The following is a 13,284-nucleotide window of genomic DNA, read 5'->3' on the forward strand; positions in this document are numbered from 1 at the left end:
GCAGGCGCAGGAGCGGTGGCCGGTCCGATCTAGGCTGGGTGCATGCGCCTGCCCCTCACGCCCGCCACCGCGCTCTGGCGCGAGCTGCGCGACGAGGTGCGACGGTCGTTCCCCGCCGGCCGCGTGGTCATCGCGATCGACGGGATCGACGGCGCAGGCAAGACCACGTTCGCCGACGGGCTGGCCGAGGTGTTCGCGGAGGAGGGCGCCGCGGTCTACCGCGCGAGCATCGACGGCTTCCACCGGCCGCGTGCCGAGCGGTACCTCCGCGGGCGGACCAGCCCCGAGGGCTACTACCGGGACTCCTATGACTACGCGACCTTCCGCCGTGCCCTGCTGGACCCGTTCCGCGATGGAGCCCAGACTGCCGGAGCGACCGGGTTCCAGCTCGCGGCCTTCGACGTGCTCCGCGACTCACCGGTGGAGTCGCAGTGGGTGACCGCGCCGCGTGACGCGGTGCTGGTCGTCGACGGCATCTTCCTCCACCGTCCCGAGCTGCGCGGGCTGTGGGACTGGTCGGTGTGGCTCGACGTGCCCGAGGCCATGGCCTGCGCCCGCCTGGCGCTGCGGGACGGCAGCGACCCCGACCCGCGGGCCGCGGCCAACGCGCGTTACCGCGACGGTCAGGCGCTGTACCTCCGCGAGGCGCGGCCCGAGCTCGCGGCGTCCGCCGTCGTCGACAATGCCGACCTGGACCATCCCCGCCGTGCGAAGACGGAGGCCCGCTGATGGCCGAGCCCGGCATCCTCCTCGTCGACAAGCCCGGCGGCATGACCTCGCACGACGTGGTCTCACGCGCCCGCAAGGCTCTGGGCACGCGCAAGATCGGCCACGCCGGAACGCTCGACCCGATGGCGACGGGTCTGCTGCTGCTCGGCGTCGAGGGCGCGACGCGGCTGCTGACCTTCATCGTCGGTCTCGACAAGACCTACGAGGCCACCATCCGGCTCGGTGCCGCGACCGACACCGACGACGCCGAGGGCCAGACGACCTCCACCACGGATGCCGCGACCGTCGCATCCGAGCGCATCGCGGAGCAGATCACGACGCTGACCGGCCGCATCTCGCAGGTGCCGAGCACGTACTCCGCGATCAAGGTCGACGGCCGCCGCGCCTACGACCTCGCGCGTGCGGGGGAGCAGGTCGAGCTGAAATCGCGCGAGGTCACCGTGTCGAGGTTCGATGTCCTGGCCGAGCGACGCGAGGGTCCGTTCATCGATCTGGACGTCGTCGTCGACTGCTCGAGCGGCACCTACATCCGCTCCCTCGCACGTGATCTCGGCTCGGCGCTCGGTGTCGGCGGGCACCTGACCGCGCTCAGGCGCACCAGGATCGGGCCCTTCGACCTGCAGGGCGCCGCGGCCGCGGACGCCATCGCCGACGCGGCGCTCCGGGCCCCGGCCTCGGTCGCCACCGCTGTCCTCGGCCGCCTCGACGTCACGGCCGAGGAGGCGCGCGACCTCCGCCACGGCAAGCGGCTGGGCGGCGCCGCCGCGCGCCTGGACACGACCCCGACCGCCGCCGTCGGCCCGGACGGCGCTCTCGTCGGCATCGTGGAGCGACGCGGCGCAGACGTGAAGAGCGTCATGAACATGCCTGAGGAGGCTTCCCGTTGATCCTGTGGTTCACGATCGCGCAGGTCGCCGTCGCCGTCGCGGCCGGGTTGTTCTGCCTCATCGCGGGACTCGCCGGGCGCCGGCCGAGCGACTTCAGCGTGGGCGCGCTCGCGCTGGTCGAGCTGCTGCTCATCGTCCAGGTCGTCATCGCGATCGTCGCCCCGCTGGTCGGCAACCCGCCGACCGGAAGCGCCCTGGAGTTCTGGGTCTACCTGATCTCGGCGGCGCTCCTGCCCGTGGCGGGTGTCGGCTGGGCGCTCCTCGAACGCAGCCGCTGGAGCACGGTGATCATGGGGATCGCCGCCCTGGCGGTCGCGGTGATGGTGTGGCGCATGCACGTGATCTGGACGGTCCAACTCGCCTGAATCGCCCCGCGACGCCGGGGCGCGGCATCCGCTCTAGGATTGACAGGTCATGTCGCCGTCCGCCCGCCCCCGCATGACCGGAATCGGTCGCGTCCTGGTCGTCGTCTACGCGATCATGGCGCTCGCCGCCACCGGTCGCTCGTTCGTCCAGATCGTCCAGCGCTTCGACGAGGCCCCGATGGCTTACACGCTGTCGGCGCTGGCAGCCGTCGTGTACATCGTCGCGACGCTCGCGCTCGTCTTCGCCGGGTCGCCCGGCTGGTACCGCGTCGCCTGGGCGGCGATCGTCTTCGAGCTGGTCGGCGTGCTGGTCATCGGCACGCTCTCCTTCGCGCTGCCCGAGCTCTTCGCCCACCCGACCGTGTGGTCGTGGTTCGGAGCCGGGTACCTGTTCGTGCCGCTCGTGCTCCCGTTCTTCGGCCTGTGGTGGCTCATCACCCACCGGCCCGTCCGGGCGTCCGCCGAGCCTGCCCCGGCGGTCGCGCCGTGATCGTCTTCCGGTCGCCGTCCGAGGTTCCCGCCGGCTTCGGTCCGTCGGTCGTCGCGATCGGCAAGTTCGACGGCGTCCACACGGGTCACCGTGCAGTCATCGAAAAGGCACGGACGGATGCCGCGGCCTCCGGCGCTCGCGTCGTCGCAGTCACCTTCGATCGCAACCCCCTGGCGCTCCTGCGCCCCGAACTCTGCCCCGAGAGCCTCATCGGCGAGCACCAGAAGCTCCGGCTGCTCGCGGAGACCGGGGTCGACGCGACGCTCATGCTGCGCTTCGACGAAGCGCTCGCGAACCTCTCGGCGCGCGAATTCGTCGAGCACGTGCTCGTCGGGGCCCTCGGTGTGCAGACGGTGCTCGTCGGGGTCGACTTCAGGTTCGGGCGCGGGGGCGCAGGCACACCGGCGCTCCTCGCGGAGCTCGGCCGGGAGTTCGGCTTCGACGTCGACGTGATCGACGATGTCCGGGCGACGCAGGACGAGCGACGGGTCTCGTCGACCTGGATCCGCGAGCTGCTCGCCGCCGGTGACGTCGAGCGCGCCGCGGCGCTCCTCGGTCGCGCCCCGTCCGTCTGGGGCGAGGTGGTCCACGGGCTCAAGCGGGGCCGCGAACTGGGCTTCCCGACGGCGAATCTCGCCCCGGACTGCGAAGGCTTCATCCCGGCCGACGGCGTCTACGCCGGCTGGCTCGTCGACGAGGCGGCCGAGGGAGCCGTAGGCACCGGCATCCGCTATCCGGCCGCGATCAGCGTCGGCACCAACCCGACGTTCGACGATGTGCTGGTCCGCCAGGTCGAGGCGTACGTGCTCGACGAGACCGATCTGGATCTCTACGGTCACCGCGTCGAGGTCCAGTTCGGCAAGAGGATCCGCGGTATGGTCGCGTTCGAAGGCATCGACGCCCTCGTCGTGCAGATGGCCGATGATGTGGCGGAGGTCCGAAGGATCCTCACATGAGCGGGAGCGGCGCCCACCCGTAGACCCGCCGACCTGTGCGCACCTACGATCGAGGCGTGCATGCGCTCGATGTCCTCGCCGCGGCGGCTGCTGCGAACTCCGTGAACCTCTGGGGTGCCCTCGGCTGCGCTGTGGCTTACTCCGCCTCACTCCTTGCGACGCTCGATGCGTTCGCCGACCTGATCCTGGCGAGAGGCGACTCACCCGCTGGCCGGCTCACTCCCGGGGTAGGATTGAAGTTCGCCTCGAAGCTGGTGGCTGCGGCGATCGCGGTCATCGCGGCGGCGATCGTGCTGGCGCTCGACGACAACTGGTTCGCCTTCACGACATTGACGATCGCGTTCGTGGTGGTCGTCGGCATCGGAGTGATCGTGCTGCTGCGGCACTCGAAGGCGACCGCACCGGAGCATGCGCCGACGCGCACGGGCGGGTGAGGCGGCCTCGCCCCCGCCCAGGACAGAAGACAGAGGGAGCACCATGAGCCGGACCGAACTGCAGACGCTGCCCGAACGGGCTGTCGCGCTGCTCGGCGGGGAACCCGACGACACGACCCTGCGGCGCTATCTGCACGGACTCCCCGGCGTCGACGCCGTGGGACTCGAGCAGCGCGCGGCCGGGCTGGGCACGCGTTCCATCAAGACCACCTCCAAGGCCTGGGCGCTCGACAAGATCATCGAGCTCATCGACCTCACCACCCTCGAGGGCGCCGACACTCCTGGCAAGGTGCGGTCGCTGGTCGCCAAGGCGCTGAATCCGGATGCCTCCGACCCGACGTGCCCCCGTGTGGCCGCCGTCTGCGTGTACGGCGACATGGTGCCGCACGCGGTCGAGGCCCTCGGTGCCGCGCACGGCGACCCCGACGAGGGCGGCGTGAGCGTGGCAGCCGTGGCCACCGCGTTCCCGAGCGGTCGCTCGTCGCTCGAGATCAAGCTCGCCGACACGGCGGATGCCGTCGCAGCCGGTGCCGACGAGATCGACATGGTCATCGACCGCGGCGCCTTCCTCTCCGGCCGCTACGGCCTGGTCTTCGACCAGATCGCCCAGGTCAAGCAGGCATGCCGTCGTGAGGACGGCTCGTACGCCTCGCTCAAGGTGATCCTCGAGACCGGCGAGCTCAACACCTACGACAACATCAAGCGCGCGTCGTGGCTGTCGATCCTCGCGGGCGGCGACTTCATCAAGACGTCGACGGGCAAGGTGCAGCCGGCGGCGACCCTGCCGGTGACGCTCCTCATGCTCGAGGTCGTGCGCGACTGGCATCGTGCCACCGGCGAGAAGGTCGGCGTGAAGCCGGCCGGCGGCATCCGAACCTCCAAGGACGCCATCAAGTACCTGGTCACCGTGGCTGAGACCGTCGGCGAGGAATGGCTGCAGCCGCATCTGTTCCGGTTCGGTGCGTCCAGCCTGCTCAACGACGTGCTGCTGCAGCGCCAGAAGCTCAAGAGCGGCCACTACACCGGCGCCGACTACGTGACGATCGACTGAGGACCCGAACAATGAGCTTTCTCGAATACGCCCCCGCGCCCGAGTCCCGCGCGATCCTGAACCTCCGCGACGAGTACGGCCTCTTCATCGACGGCGAGTTCCGCCCCGGAAGCGGCGAGTCCTTCGCGACCATCTCGCCGGCCGATGAGAAGCACATCGCCACGATCGCCTCGGCGAGCGATGCGGATGTCGATGCCGCCGTCGCCGCTGCGCGCCGCGCCTACGAGAAGACGTGGTCCAAGATGAGCGGCCGCGACCGCGGCAAGTACCTGTTCCGTATCGCACGTCTCGTGCAGGAGCGCGCCCGCGAGCTCGCCGTCGCCGAGGCGCTCGACAACGGCAAGCCCATCAAGGAGAGCCGCGACGTCGACGTTCCGCTCGTCGCCGCCTGGTTCTTCTACTACGCCGGCTGGGCCGACAAGCTGGACTACGCCGGGCTGGGCGCGAACCCGCAGTCCCTCGGTGTCGCCGGGCAGGTCATTCCCTGGAACTTCCCGCTGCTCATGCTGGCGTGGAAGATCGCCCCGGCTCTGGCCGCCGGCAACACCGTCGTGATCAAGCCGGCCGAGACGACGCCGCTGTCGGCGCTCATCTTCGCCGAGATCCTGCAGCAGGCCGACCTGCCGCCGGGCGTGGTCAACATCGTGACCGGAGCCGGCGCGACCGGCGCGGCTCTGGTGCGGCATCCCGATGTCAATAAGGTGGCCTTCACCGGCTCGACGCCCGTGGGCCGTGAGATCGCCAAGGCCGTCGCCGGCACCGGCAAGAAGCTCACGCTCGAGCTCGGCGGCAAGGCCGCGAACATCGTCTTCGAGGACGCGCCGATCGATCAGGCCATCGAGGGCATCGTCAACGGCATCTTCTTCAACCAGGGCCACGTCTGCTGCGCCGGCAGCCGCCTGCTCGTGCAGGAGTCGATCCACGACGAGGTCGTCGACCGGCTGAAGCAGCGCCTGTCGACGCTGCGGCTGGGTGACCCGCTCGACAAGAACACCGACATCGGCGCCATCAACTCGCGCGAGCAGCTCGACCGCATCCGCGAGCTCAGCCAGATCGGCGAGGACGAGGGCGCGGTGCGCTGGAGCGCCGACTGCGTCATCCCCGAGAACGGCTTCTGGTTCGCGCCGACGATCTTCACGAACGTTCAGGCGAGCCACCGCATCGCACGCGACGAGATCTTCGGCCCGGTGCTGTCGGTGCTGACCTTCCGCACCCCCGCCGAGGCGATCGAGAAGGCCAACAACACGCCGTACGGCCTGTCCGCAGGCATCTGGTCTGACAAGGGTTCGCGCATCCTGGCCGTCGCCGACCGTTTGCGTGCCGGTGTCATCTGGGCCAACACGTTCAACCGCTTCGATCCGGCCAGCCCGTTCGGCGGCTACAAGGAGTCCGGCTACGGCCGTGAGGGCGGCCGACACGGCCTGCTCGCGTACCTGAAGGGAGCGCAGTCATGAGCAAGCGACTGACCGTGCCGAAGACGTACAAGCTCTACATCGGAGGAGCTTTCCCGCGCAGCGAGTCCGGGCGCACCTACGAGGTCGTCTCGCCGAAGGGCGACTTCCTCGCCAACGCCGCGCTGGCCTCCCGCAAGGACGCACGGGATGCCGTGACCGCCGCGCGCGGAGCCGTCAAGGGCTGGGCGGGAGCCACCGCGTACAACCGCGGCCAGGTCCTGTACCGCGTGGCCGAGATCCTCGAGGGCCGCAAGGCGCAGTTCGTGGACGAGATCGTCCAGCAGACCGGGGCTTCGGCATCCGCCGCCGCAGCCGAGGTCGACGAGGCCATCGACCGCTGGGTCTGGTACGCGGGCTGGTGCGACAAGTTCGGCCAGGTCGCCGGCAACGGCAACCCCGTCGCGGGGCCGTACTTCAACATCTCGGTGCCCGAGCCCACGGGTGTCGTGGCCGTCGTCGCGCCGCAGGACACCGCACTCGTCGGCCTGGTCTCGGCCATCGCGCCGGCGCTCGTGTCGGGCAACTCCGTCGTCGTCATCGCGTCGCAGCGCTTCCCGCTGTCGGCGATCAGCCTCGCCGAGGTGCTCGCGACCAGCGACGTGCCCGGGGGAGTCGTCAACGTCCTCACCGGCTCTCCGGCCGAGATGGCGCCGTGGCTCGCGTCGCACCCGGACGTGCACGGCCTCGACCTGGTCGGAGCCGGCGACCTGGACTGGGTCGACCTGCAGATCGCGGCGGCCGAGACGCTCACCCGCGTCCTGCCGCCGGAGCAGGGACCGGATGCCGCGGCCCTGAGCCTCGAGCGGATCGCCGCGTTCACCGAGACCAAGACCGTCTGGCACACCAAGAGCCTGGTCTAGCGGACGCCGCCGGTCACGAGAGGTCGAGCCCGCCCCAGTGGCCGGGCTCGTTCAGCTCGCCGTACCGCACGTCGATGCCGTCGGCCGAGATCGACGCGACGCACGCGAGCAGCGACAGGGTCGGGTAGCCCAGCGGGCGATTGTCGCGGATGATCGCGCGGTCGTCGGTGCTCTCGAGGGTCGTCGAGCGTTCGAGCACCTCGATCCACGGCGTCCACCAGAGGTGGTCGGGGGCAGGCTCGGCCGCGCGGAACTCGTCGAGCCAGCGCACGATCCGCGGCGTCGCGGGGTCGTCGACGTCGTCGTGGGCGATCATGTGGGTGCCGGGGGCGAGCTCCTCGGTGCGCAGCAGTGCGCCGTCCCATGTCAGCACCTGGGCACCGGCCGGGTCGACGGTCACCAGGTTGAACCCGTGGGTCGCCGGCTCGGCCTCGGGCAGGCGCCCGGCCACGGCATCGAGGACGATGCCGCCGCGTGAGACGAGCTCGGACTCGGGTCGCGAGGAGACGTCCGCCCGGTTCAGCAGCACCGCCAGCCGGCGCGCGGACGGGTCTGCCGCGAGCCACGCGCCCCCGGCTCGCACATCGCGCACGCCGACCACGCCGTCGTGCGCCTCGGGCCACCACCGGCCCAGCGGGTTCCACGGCCGGCCGGGGTCCTCGTCGCGCACGGCGAGCACGCGCGTGGGCTCGCCCGGCGTCTCAGGCACGCGGATGATGACGGTGCACATTCGTGGTCTCCTGCCTGCGGGCCCTGGTCGTGCCAAGATCGGATGGTGTTCGTCGTCGTCGGAGTCAGCGGTGGCATCGCCGCCTACAAGACCGTGCACCTCGTGCGCCTGCTCGTGAAGGGCGGCCATGACGTCCACGTCGTGCCCACGGCCGACGCCGTGCGCTTCGTCGGCCTTCCGACGTGGGAGTCGATCAGCCGCAACGCGGTCACGACCTCCGTCCACGATGACGTCGCCCGCGTGCGCCACGTCGCTCTCGGCCAGGCGGCCGACCTCGTGATCGTGGCGCCCGCGACCGCCAACACCCTGGCGAAGATGGCCACCGGCCTCGCGGACGATCTCCTCGGAACGACCCTACTCGCGACCACGGCACCGGTCGTCGTCGCGCCGGCGATGCACACCGAGATGTGGCGGCATCCCGCGACGACCGCGAATATCGCCACGCTGCGCACCCGCGGCGTCGTGATCGTCGGCCCTGAGGACGGCGAGCTCACCGGCGGCGACAGCGGACCGGGGCGGATGTCGGAGCCCGAAGTGATCCTCGACGCCGCGCTGGCCGCGGCCGAGCGCGGCAGCACCGCCGACCTCGCCGGGCTCCGGGTCGTCGTCAGCGCCGGCGGCACCCGCGAGCCGATCGACCCGGTGCGCTACATCGGCAACCGCTCCAGCGGCAAGCAGGGGATCGCGGTGGCCCTGGCCGCTGCGGACCGCGGCGCCGACGTCCTGCTCGTCGCCGCCCATGTCGACGAAGGGGTGCTGGCCTCGGCATCCGCTCACCCGCACGTGAATGTGGTGCGCGCCGGGACCGCCGCCGAGCTCCAGGCTGCGATGGGCGCTGCCGCACGCACCGCGGACGTGATCGTCATGGCGGCCGCCGTCGCGGACTACCGCGTCGCGGAGGTCTCGGAATCGAAGCTGACCAAGGATGCGGCTTCCGGCCGCGGCATCACTCTCGACCTCATCGAGAACGACGACATCCTCGCGGGCCTCGTGCGCGGCAGGAGCGACGGCCAGGTCGTCGTCGGCTTCGCCGCCGAGACCCCGGCCGAGGGGGAGAGCCTGCTGGAGCGGGGACGACGCAAGGCTGCCCGCAAGGGCACGGACCTCCTCGCCGTGAACGAGGTCGGATGGTCGAGCGGCTTCGAGTCGGACGTCAACGAGGTGACGATCCTGACCGCCGGTGGCGAGGTCGTCTCGACGGTCCAGGGAACCAAGCGCGACGTCGCCGACGGGCTCTGGGACGCGGTGATCTCGACGCGCGAAAAGAACGTAACGAAAAGGTAACGACGCATGTAGAGTGGTCGGACCGCGTCGACGAGGACCCGGTGCACCACCCGGAGGACATGCCCGATGCCCCATCCCGCGGTACCCGACCGCGCCCGTGAACGGCTCCAACCCCTGCTGGTCGTCGGCGTGCTCGCCGTCGCGAGCATCGTCATCGCGTTCCTCGGCGCGACGCCCGCGCGAGTGAGCGCAACCGAACTGCTGGGCGATCCCCGGATGCCCGGCGACGCGGCCTTCATCGCCAGTCATCGCGGCGGCAGTGCCACCGCCCCGGAGAACACGCTGCCCGCCATCACTGCGGCACTCGAAGGCGGCATCGGCTACGTCGAGGTCGACGTGGCACTCACCGCCGACGGCCACGCCGTGCTCATGCACGACGCGAAGGTCGATCGCACCACGAACGGCACCGGGCGGCTGCAGGAGCTCACCCTCGCCCAGGTGCGGACGCTCGATGCCGGGTCCTGGTTCGATCCCTCGTTCGCGGGCACGACGGTTCCGACGTTCGTTGAGTTCCTCGACACGCTCGCCGCGTCCGGCGGCCGCGCGATCATCGAGCTGAAGGGCGTATGGGATGCCGCCGCCATCGACGCCGCCCTCGCCGACGTCGTCGCTCGCGGACTCGAGCGCGAGATCGCGGTCGCCAGCTTCGACGCGCGGACCCTGGCGCTGTGGGCCGCCGAGACCGAAGTGGTGTCGCGCCTGCTCATCCTCAAGCACGTGCCGGACGACGTCGTGGCCGCCGCCGAACAGGCCGGGGTCGAGGGCGTCATCGTGAAGCGCGACGAGGTGCTGGAGCGCCCGGCGATCGTCGACGAGCTCCATGCGGCGGGCATCCGCGTCGTCGTGTACACGCTGAACCGCGACACACAGTGGGACGCCGTGACCGCGCTGGGCGTCGACGGCATCGTCACGGACGATCCGCACACGCTGCTCCAGTGGCAGAGCTCGTCGGCGGGGGAGCGATAGCAGCGCTCCGCCCGGCGTCGTAGGGTCGTGGGAGCGATTGATCGACCACCCCCGGAGGAGCCATGTCGCACGCCCGCACCGCACCGGCGGCCCGAGCACTCGGCGCCGTCGCGATCGTCGCCGCAGCCCTGCTGTTCGCCGCCTGCCAGCCCGAGCCGTCGGGAACGCCCAGCGCCGAGCCCACGCCGTCGCTCAGCCCGCGTCCAGGCGGCACGTCCCCGACGCCCATCGAAAGCCAGGCGCCCGATACCGAGTTCACGCTGCCGGCGGCCTGCGAAGACATCTACTCCGAGACCATGCTGGGCCGCCTCGAGGTCGAGAACCCGCCGCTGAACCACCCGGAGGTCACGATGCTGTCGACGCAGAACGTCGATCTCCTCGAGATCATCGACAGCGGCGCCCCGACCATCCGGTGCTCGTGGGGTACGCCCAGCGAGTTCGGCCTCGCCACCAACGTCACGGTCATCGACGCCGAGCAGGCCGAAGCCATCGAGGCCGAGCTGATGGCCTCCGGTCACGCGTGCGAGCCGCTCGGCGACGGCACGATCTGCCGCATCGAGCAGAAGGGCGTCACGCTCGACGACGAGGAGTACGCGAGCGGCGAGACGCACTACGTCGGCGGGGGCGGATGGGTCTCGACGGCCTGGATCAACTTCGCTCCCGAGGGCTACAGCGAAGACATCGTCGCGACGCTCTGGGGCTGAAGCCCCTCATTCCGCTAGACTGGCGGAAGGGAATCCGCTGACGATTGCCGCAGCTCGCTGAAGCGAGTGCCCGCGGCCGCCGGTGAGACCATCCCGTCCCGCGTTCGCGACGGCGCCCGTGCCGCCCGCGGGAGCACCGCACCCTTCGGTCTCGCATCGATCATTCGCCGGTACGACCGGCATTCAGGCTCAGGAGAAGCATGCCGCCTACGGCACCCGCCCAGTCGTCTACCCAGCGTCGGCGCAAGACCTCGGCGTCACGTCGTGACGACGAGGCGCCCATCATCCCGATCCTCGCCCGCAAGGTGCGCGAGGTCGAGGCCAAGGCCCAGCGCGGCAAGCTGGGGCCGACCAACCGCGTGAAGTTCCAGGTGATCGCCTTCCTGGTGCGCGAGGAGCGCGCCCGTGTGAAGGCCGACACCGCCGTGACCGACGCCGCGCGCTCCGAGCTGCTGAAGCGCCTCGACGGCGTCGCGACCATCCTCGCCAAGACGGCCGCCCGCGACACGTCGCTCATCCAGCTGCTCGAGGTCGACCAGGCCACATCCCCGGTCGCGCGGCGCATGCGACGCGACTGGCTGCTCGAGTCCGGCGCCGATCTGCCGCCCGACGAGCTCATCATCACCGACGCGCCGCCCGCCGCCGCTCAGGTCGTGCCTGCGGCGCTCGCGCAGCGACAGGTCATCCCGCCCCAGGTCGAGGCACGCCGCGAGGCCAACCCCTTCCTGGCGCCCGACCTCAACGCGCGTGTCCAGAAGGAGACGCCGCGCCGACGCCTCGACGGCTGGGAGCTCATGGGCCCCCTCTACAAGGCGTTCGAGACCGGGGCCGGCGGGGCCGCGGCATCCATGGATCTTCCGCCCGTTCCGGAGTTCGACCGGCTGTCGCCCAAGAACCTCGAGGTCATGCCGCACCAGTCGCGCTTCCTGGAGGCCGTCCGCAGTGGGCACCGCAGCTTCCTGCTGGCCGACGAGCCGGGCCTCGGGAAGACCGCCGAGTCGGTGCTCGCGGCATCCGTGGCCGGTGCGTACCCGCTGCTGGCCGTGGTCCCCAACGTCGTGAAGATGAACTGGGCGCGCGAGGTCGAGCGCTGGACGCCGCAGCGACGCGCCACCGTCATCCACGGCGACGGCGAGGACATCGACGCGTTCGCGGACGTGTTCATCGTCAACTACGAGATCCTCGACCGCCACCTGTCGTGGCTCAGCGACCTGGGCCTGAAGGGCATGGTCGTCGACGAGGCGCACTTCATCAAGAACCTCAGTTCGCAGCGCTCGCAGAACGTGCTCGCGCTGGCCGGCCGCATCCGCGAGCAGGTGCGCGATCCGCTCCTCCTGGCCCTCACCGGAACCCCGCTGATCAACGACGTCGAGGACTTCGACGCGATCTGGCGCTTCCTCGGTTGGACGACCGGAGAGAAGCCAGGCCCCGAGCTGATGGCCAGGCTCGACGAGACCGGCCTGACCCCCGCCGACAAGGCGTTCTATCCCGAAGCGCGCAATGCCGTGATCTCGATGGGCATCGTCCGGCGCAAGAAGAAGGATGTCGCCGCCGACCTGCCCGACAAGCTCATCGCCGACCTGCCGGTCGAGCTCGACGACGAGTTCGGGCGCTCCATCCGCCAGGCCGAGCGCGAGCTCGGCGAACGGCTGGCGCAGAAGTACCGCCGCATCATCGAGGCGCGCGGCGACCGGGGCCTCGCCTTCGGCGAGATCGACGAGGACATCGTGCGCCTGGTGGCCCACGGCGAGCTCGAGGAGTCCAAGGCCGCAGGCACGGGCTCGGAGAACGTGTTCACCATGGTGCGCAAGATCGGCCAGGCCAAGGCCCTGCTCGCGGCGGACTACGCCGTGCAGCTGCAGCGCTCGGTCGGCAAGGTCGTCTTCTTCGCCAAGCACATCGACGTCATGGACGCCGCGGAGAACCACTTCGCAGGCGCCGGCCTGAAGACGGTGTCGCTGCGCGGCGACCAGACCACGATCGCGCGTCAACAGGCGATCGACGAGTTCAACAACGATCCGAAGGTCGGGATCGCCGTGTGCTCGCTCACCGCGGCGGGCGTCGGCGTCAACATGCAGGCCTCGTCCAACGTCGTGCTCGCCGAGCTGTCGTGGACCGCGGCCGAGCAGACGCAGGCCATCGACCGCGTGCACCGCATCGGCCAGGACGAGCCGGTCACGGCATGGCGCATCATCGCGGCGCACACGATCGACACCAAGATCGCCGAGCTCATCGACTCGAAGCAGGGCCTCGCGCAGCGTGCGCTCGACGGCGAGGCCGTCGATCCGCAGTCCAGCGACTCGGTCCAGCTCTCGGCGCTGATGCACCTCACCCGACGCGCCCTCGGGGCCGACTGACGCCTTCGATCAGGAGG

14 protein-coding genes are annotated in these 13,284 nt (G+C 70.7%); 13 read left to right on the forward strand and 1 reads right to left on the reverse strand.

What is annotated here, in order from left to right; translation table 11 throughout:
- The first annotated feature begins 42 nt into the window (after window positions 1-42).
- From ASD56_RS15290 to ASD56_RS15330, 9 genes are read left to right on the forward strand one after another with little or no spacing between them, the layout of a single operon-like run.
- Window positions 43-729 (forward strand): uridine kinase, encoded by a 687-nt coding sequence (locus ASD56_RS15290; RefSeq protein WP_055967814.1) that lies wholly within the window; start codon window positions 43-45, stop codon window positions 727-729.
- On the forward strand, window positions 729-1,616 hold the full coding sequence (truB, locus tag ASD56_RS15295) for a tRNA pseudouridine(55) synthase TruB (protein WP_055967817.1): 888 nt from the start codon (window positions 729-731) through the stop codon (window positions 1,614-1,616). The genes ASD56_RS15290 and truB overlap by 1 nt, the downstream gene beginning before the upstream one ends.
- A complete protein-coding gene (locus tag ASD56_RS15300) occupies window positions 1,613-1,981 on the forward strand; it encodes a hypothetical protein (RefSeq protein WP_055967818.1) in 369 nt (122 codons plus the stop codon). Before truB ends, ASD56_RS15300 begins: the two co-directional genes overlap by 4 nt.
- Window positions 1,982-2,030: 49 nt before the next feature.
- The gene (locus tag ASD56_RS15305; RefSeq protein WP_055967821.1) at window positions 2,031-2,471 is read left to right on the forward strand and encodes a hypothetical protein; all 441 of its coding nucleotides are present in this window, start codon (window positions 2,031-2,033) and stop codon (window positions 2,469-2,471) included.
- Window positions 2,468-3,427 carry a bifunctional riboflavin kinase/FAD synthetase gene (locus ASD56_RS15310; RefSeq protein ID WP_055967824.1) on the forward strand — a complete coding sequence of 320 codons (960 nt, stop codon included), beginning with the start codon at window positions 2,468-2,470 and terminating at the stop codon, window positions 3,425-3,427. Before ASD56_RS15305 ends, ASD56_RS15310 begins: the two co-directional genes overlap by 4 nt.
- Window positions 3,428-3,483: 56 nt before the next feature.
- Window positions 3,484-3,861: a hypothetical protein gene (locus ASD56_RS15315; RefSeq protein ID WP_055967827.1), complete on the forward strand. Its 378-nt coding sequence runs from the start codon at window positions 3,484-3,486 to the stop codon at window positions 3,859-3,861.
- 43 nt (window positions 3,862-3,904) lie between these two features.
- On the forward strand, window positions 3,905-4,912 hold the full coding sequence (deoC, locus tag ASD56_RS15320) for a deoxyribose-phosphate aldolase (protein WP_055967830.1): 1,008 nt from the start codon (window positions 3,905-3,907) through the stop codon (window positions 4,910-4,912).
- Between the two features lie 11 nt (window positions 4,913-4,923).
- On the forward strand, window positions 4,924-6,366 hold the full coding sequence (locus ASD56_RS15325) for an aldehyde dehydrogenase family protein (protein WP_055967832.1): 1,443 nt from the start codon (window positions 4,924-4,926) through the stop codon (window positions 6,364-6,366).
- Window positions 6,363-7,226: an aldehyde dehydrogenase family protein gene (locus tag ASD56_RS15330; RefSeq protein ID WP_055967834.1), complete on the forward strand. Its 864-nt coding sequence runs from the start codon at window positions 6,363-6,365 to the stop codon at window positions 7,224-7,226. Before ASD56_RS15325 ends, ASD56_RS15330 begins: the two co-directional genes overlap by 4 nt.
- A gap of 13 nt (window positions 7,227-7,239) precedes the next feature.
- Here ASD56_RS15330 and ASD56_RS15335 read toward each other — a convergent pair whose 3' ends face one another.
- Window positions 7,240-7,956 carry an NRDE family protein gene (locus ASD56_RS15335; protein ID WP_055967837.1) on the reverse strand — a complete coding sequence of 239 codons (717 nt, stop codon included), beginning with the start codon at window positions 7,954-7,956 and terminating at the stop codon, window positions 7,240-7,242.
- 45 nt (window positions 7,957-8,001) lie between these two features.
- Here ASD56_RS15335 and coaBC point away from each other — a divergent pair, with 45 nt between their 5' ends.
- The 4 genes from coaBC to ASD56_RS15355 all read left to right on the forward strand — a co-directional run bounded on the left by coaBC (window position 8,002) and on the right by ASD56_RS15355 (window position 13,267).
- Window positions 8,002-9,240: a bifunctional phosphopantothenoylcysteine decarboxylase/phosphopantothenate--cysteine ligase CoaBC gene (gene coaBC / locus ASD56_RS15340; protein ID WP_055968187.1), complete on the forward strand. Its 1,239-nt coding sequence runs from the start codon at window positions 8,002-8,004 to the stop codon at window positions 9,238-9,240.
- Between the two features lie 66 nt (window positions 9,241-9,306).
- Window positions 9,307-10,206 (forward strand): glycerophosphodiester phosphodiesterase, encoded by a 900-nt coding sequence (locus ASD56_RS15345; protein WP_055967839.1) that lies wholly within the window; start codon window positions 9,307-9,309, stop codon window positions 10,204-10,206.
- A gap of 62 nt (window positions 10,207-10,268) precedes the next feature.
- Complete coding sequence (locus tag ASD56_RS15350) at window positions 10,269-10,910, forward strand: hypothetical protein (protein ID WP_055967842.1); 642 nt, start codon at window positions 10,269-10,271, stop codon at window positions 10,908-10,910.
- Window positions 10,911-11,110: 200 nt separating this feature from the next.
- Window positions 11,111-13,267, forward strand: a complete 2,157-nt coding sequence (locus ASD56_RS15355; protein ID WP_055967850.1) for a DEAD/DEAH box helicase — start codon at window positions 11,111-11,113, stop codon at window positions 13,265-13,267.
- Window positions 13,268-13,284 lie beyond the last annotated feature (17 nt).

The organism is Microbacterium sp. Root166 (assembly GCF_001427145.1).
GTDB lineage: Bacteria > Actinomycetota > Actinomycetes > Actinomycetales > Microbacteriaceae > Microbacterium.

What these genes read in the sequence shown, in the direction of transcription:
- ASD56_RS15325 (WP_055967832.1), top strand. Translation starts at nt 4,924, where the DNA reads ATGAGCTTTCTCGAATACGCCCCCGCGCCCGAGTCCCGCGCGATCCTG.
- deoC (WP_055967830.1), top strand. Translation starts at nt 3,905, where the DNA reads ATGAGCCGGACCGAACTGCAGACGCTGCCCGAACGGGCTGTCGCGCTG.
- ASD56_RS15290 (WP_055967814.1), top strand. Translation starts at nt 43, where the DNA reads ATGCGCCTGCCCCTCACGCCCGCCACCGCGCTCTGGCGCGAGCTGCGC.
- ASD56_RS15305 (WP_055967821.1), top strand. Translation starts at nt 2,031, where the DNA reads ATGTCGCCGTCCGCCCGCCCCCGCATGACCGGAATCGGTCGCGTCCTG.
- ASD56_RS15355 (WP_055967850.1), top strand. Translation starts at nt 11,111, where the DNA reads ATGCCGCCTACGGCACCCGCCCAGTCGTCTACCCAGCGTCGGCGCAAG.
- ASD56_RS15350 (WP_055967842.1), top strand. Translation starts at nt 10,269, where the DNA reads ATGTCGCACGCCCGCACCGCACCGGCGGCCCGAGCACTCGGCGCCGTC.
- ASD56_RS15345 (WP_055967839.1), top strand. Translation starts at nt 9,307, where the DNA reads ATGCCCCATCCCGCGGTACCCGACCGCGCCCGTGAACGGCTCCAACCC.
- ASD56_RS15335 (WP_055967837.1), bottom strand. Translation starts at nt 7,956, where the DNA reads ATGTGCACCGTCATCATCCGCGTGCCTGAGACGCCGGGCGAGCCCACG.
- truB (WP_055967817.1), top strand. Translation starts at nt 729, where the DNA reads ATGGCCGAGCCCGGCATCCTCCTCGTCGACAAGCCCGGCGGCATGACC.
- ASD56_RS15330 (WP_055967834.1), top strand. Translation starts at nt 6,363, where the DNA reads ATGAGCAAGCGACTGACCGTGCCGAAGACGTACAAGCTCTACATCGGA.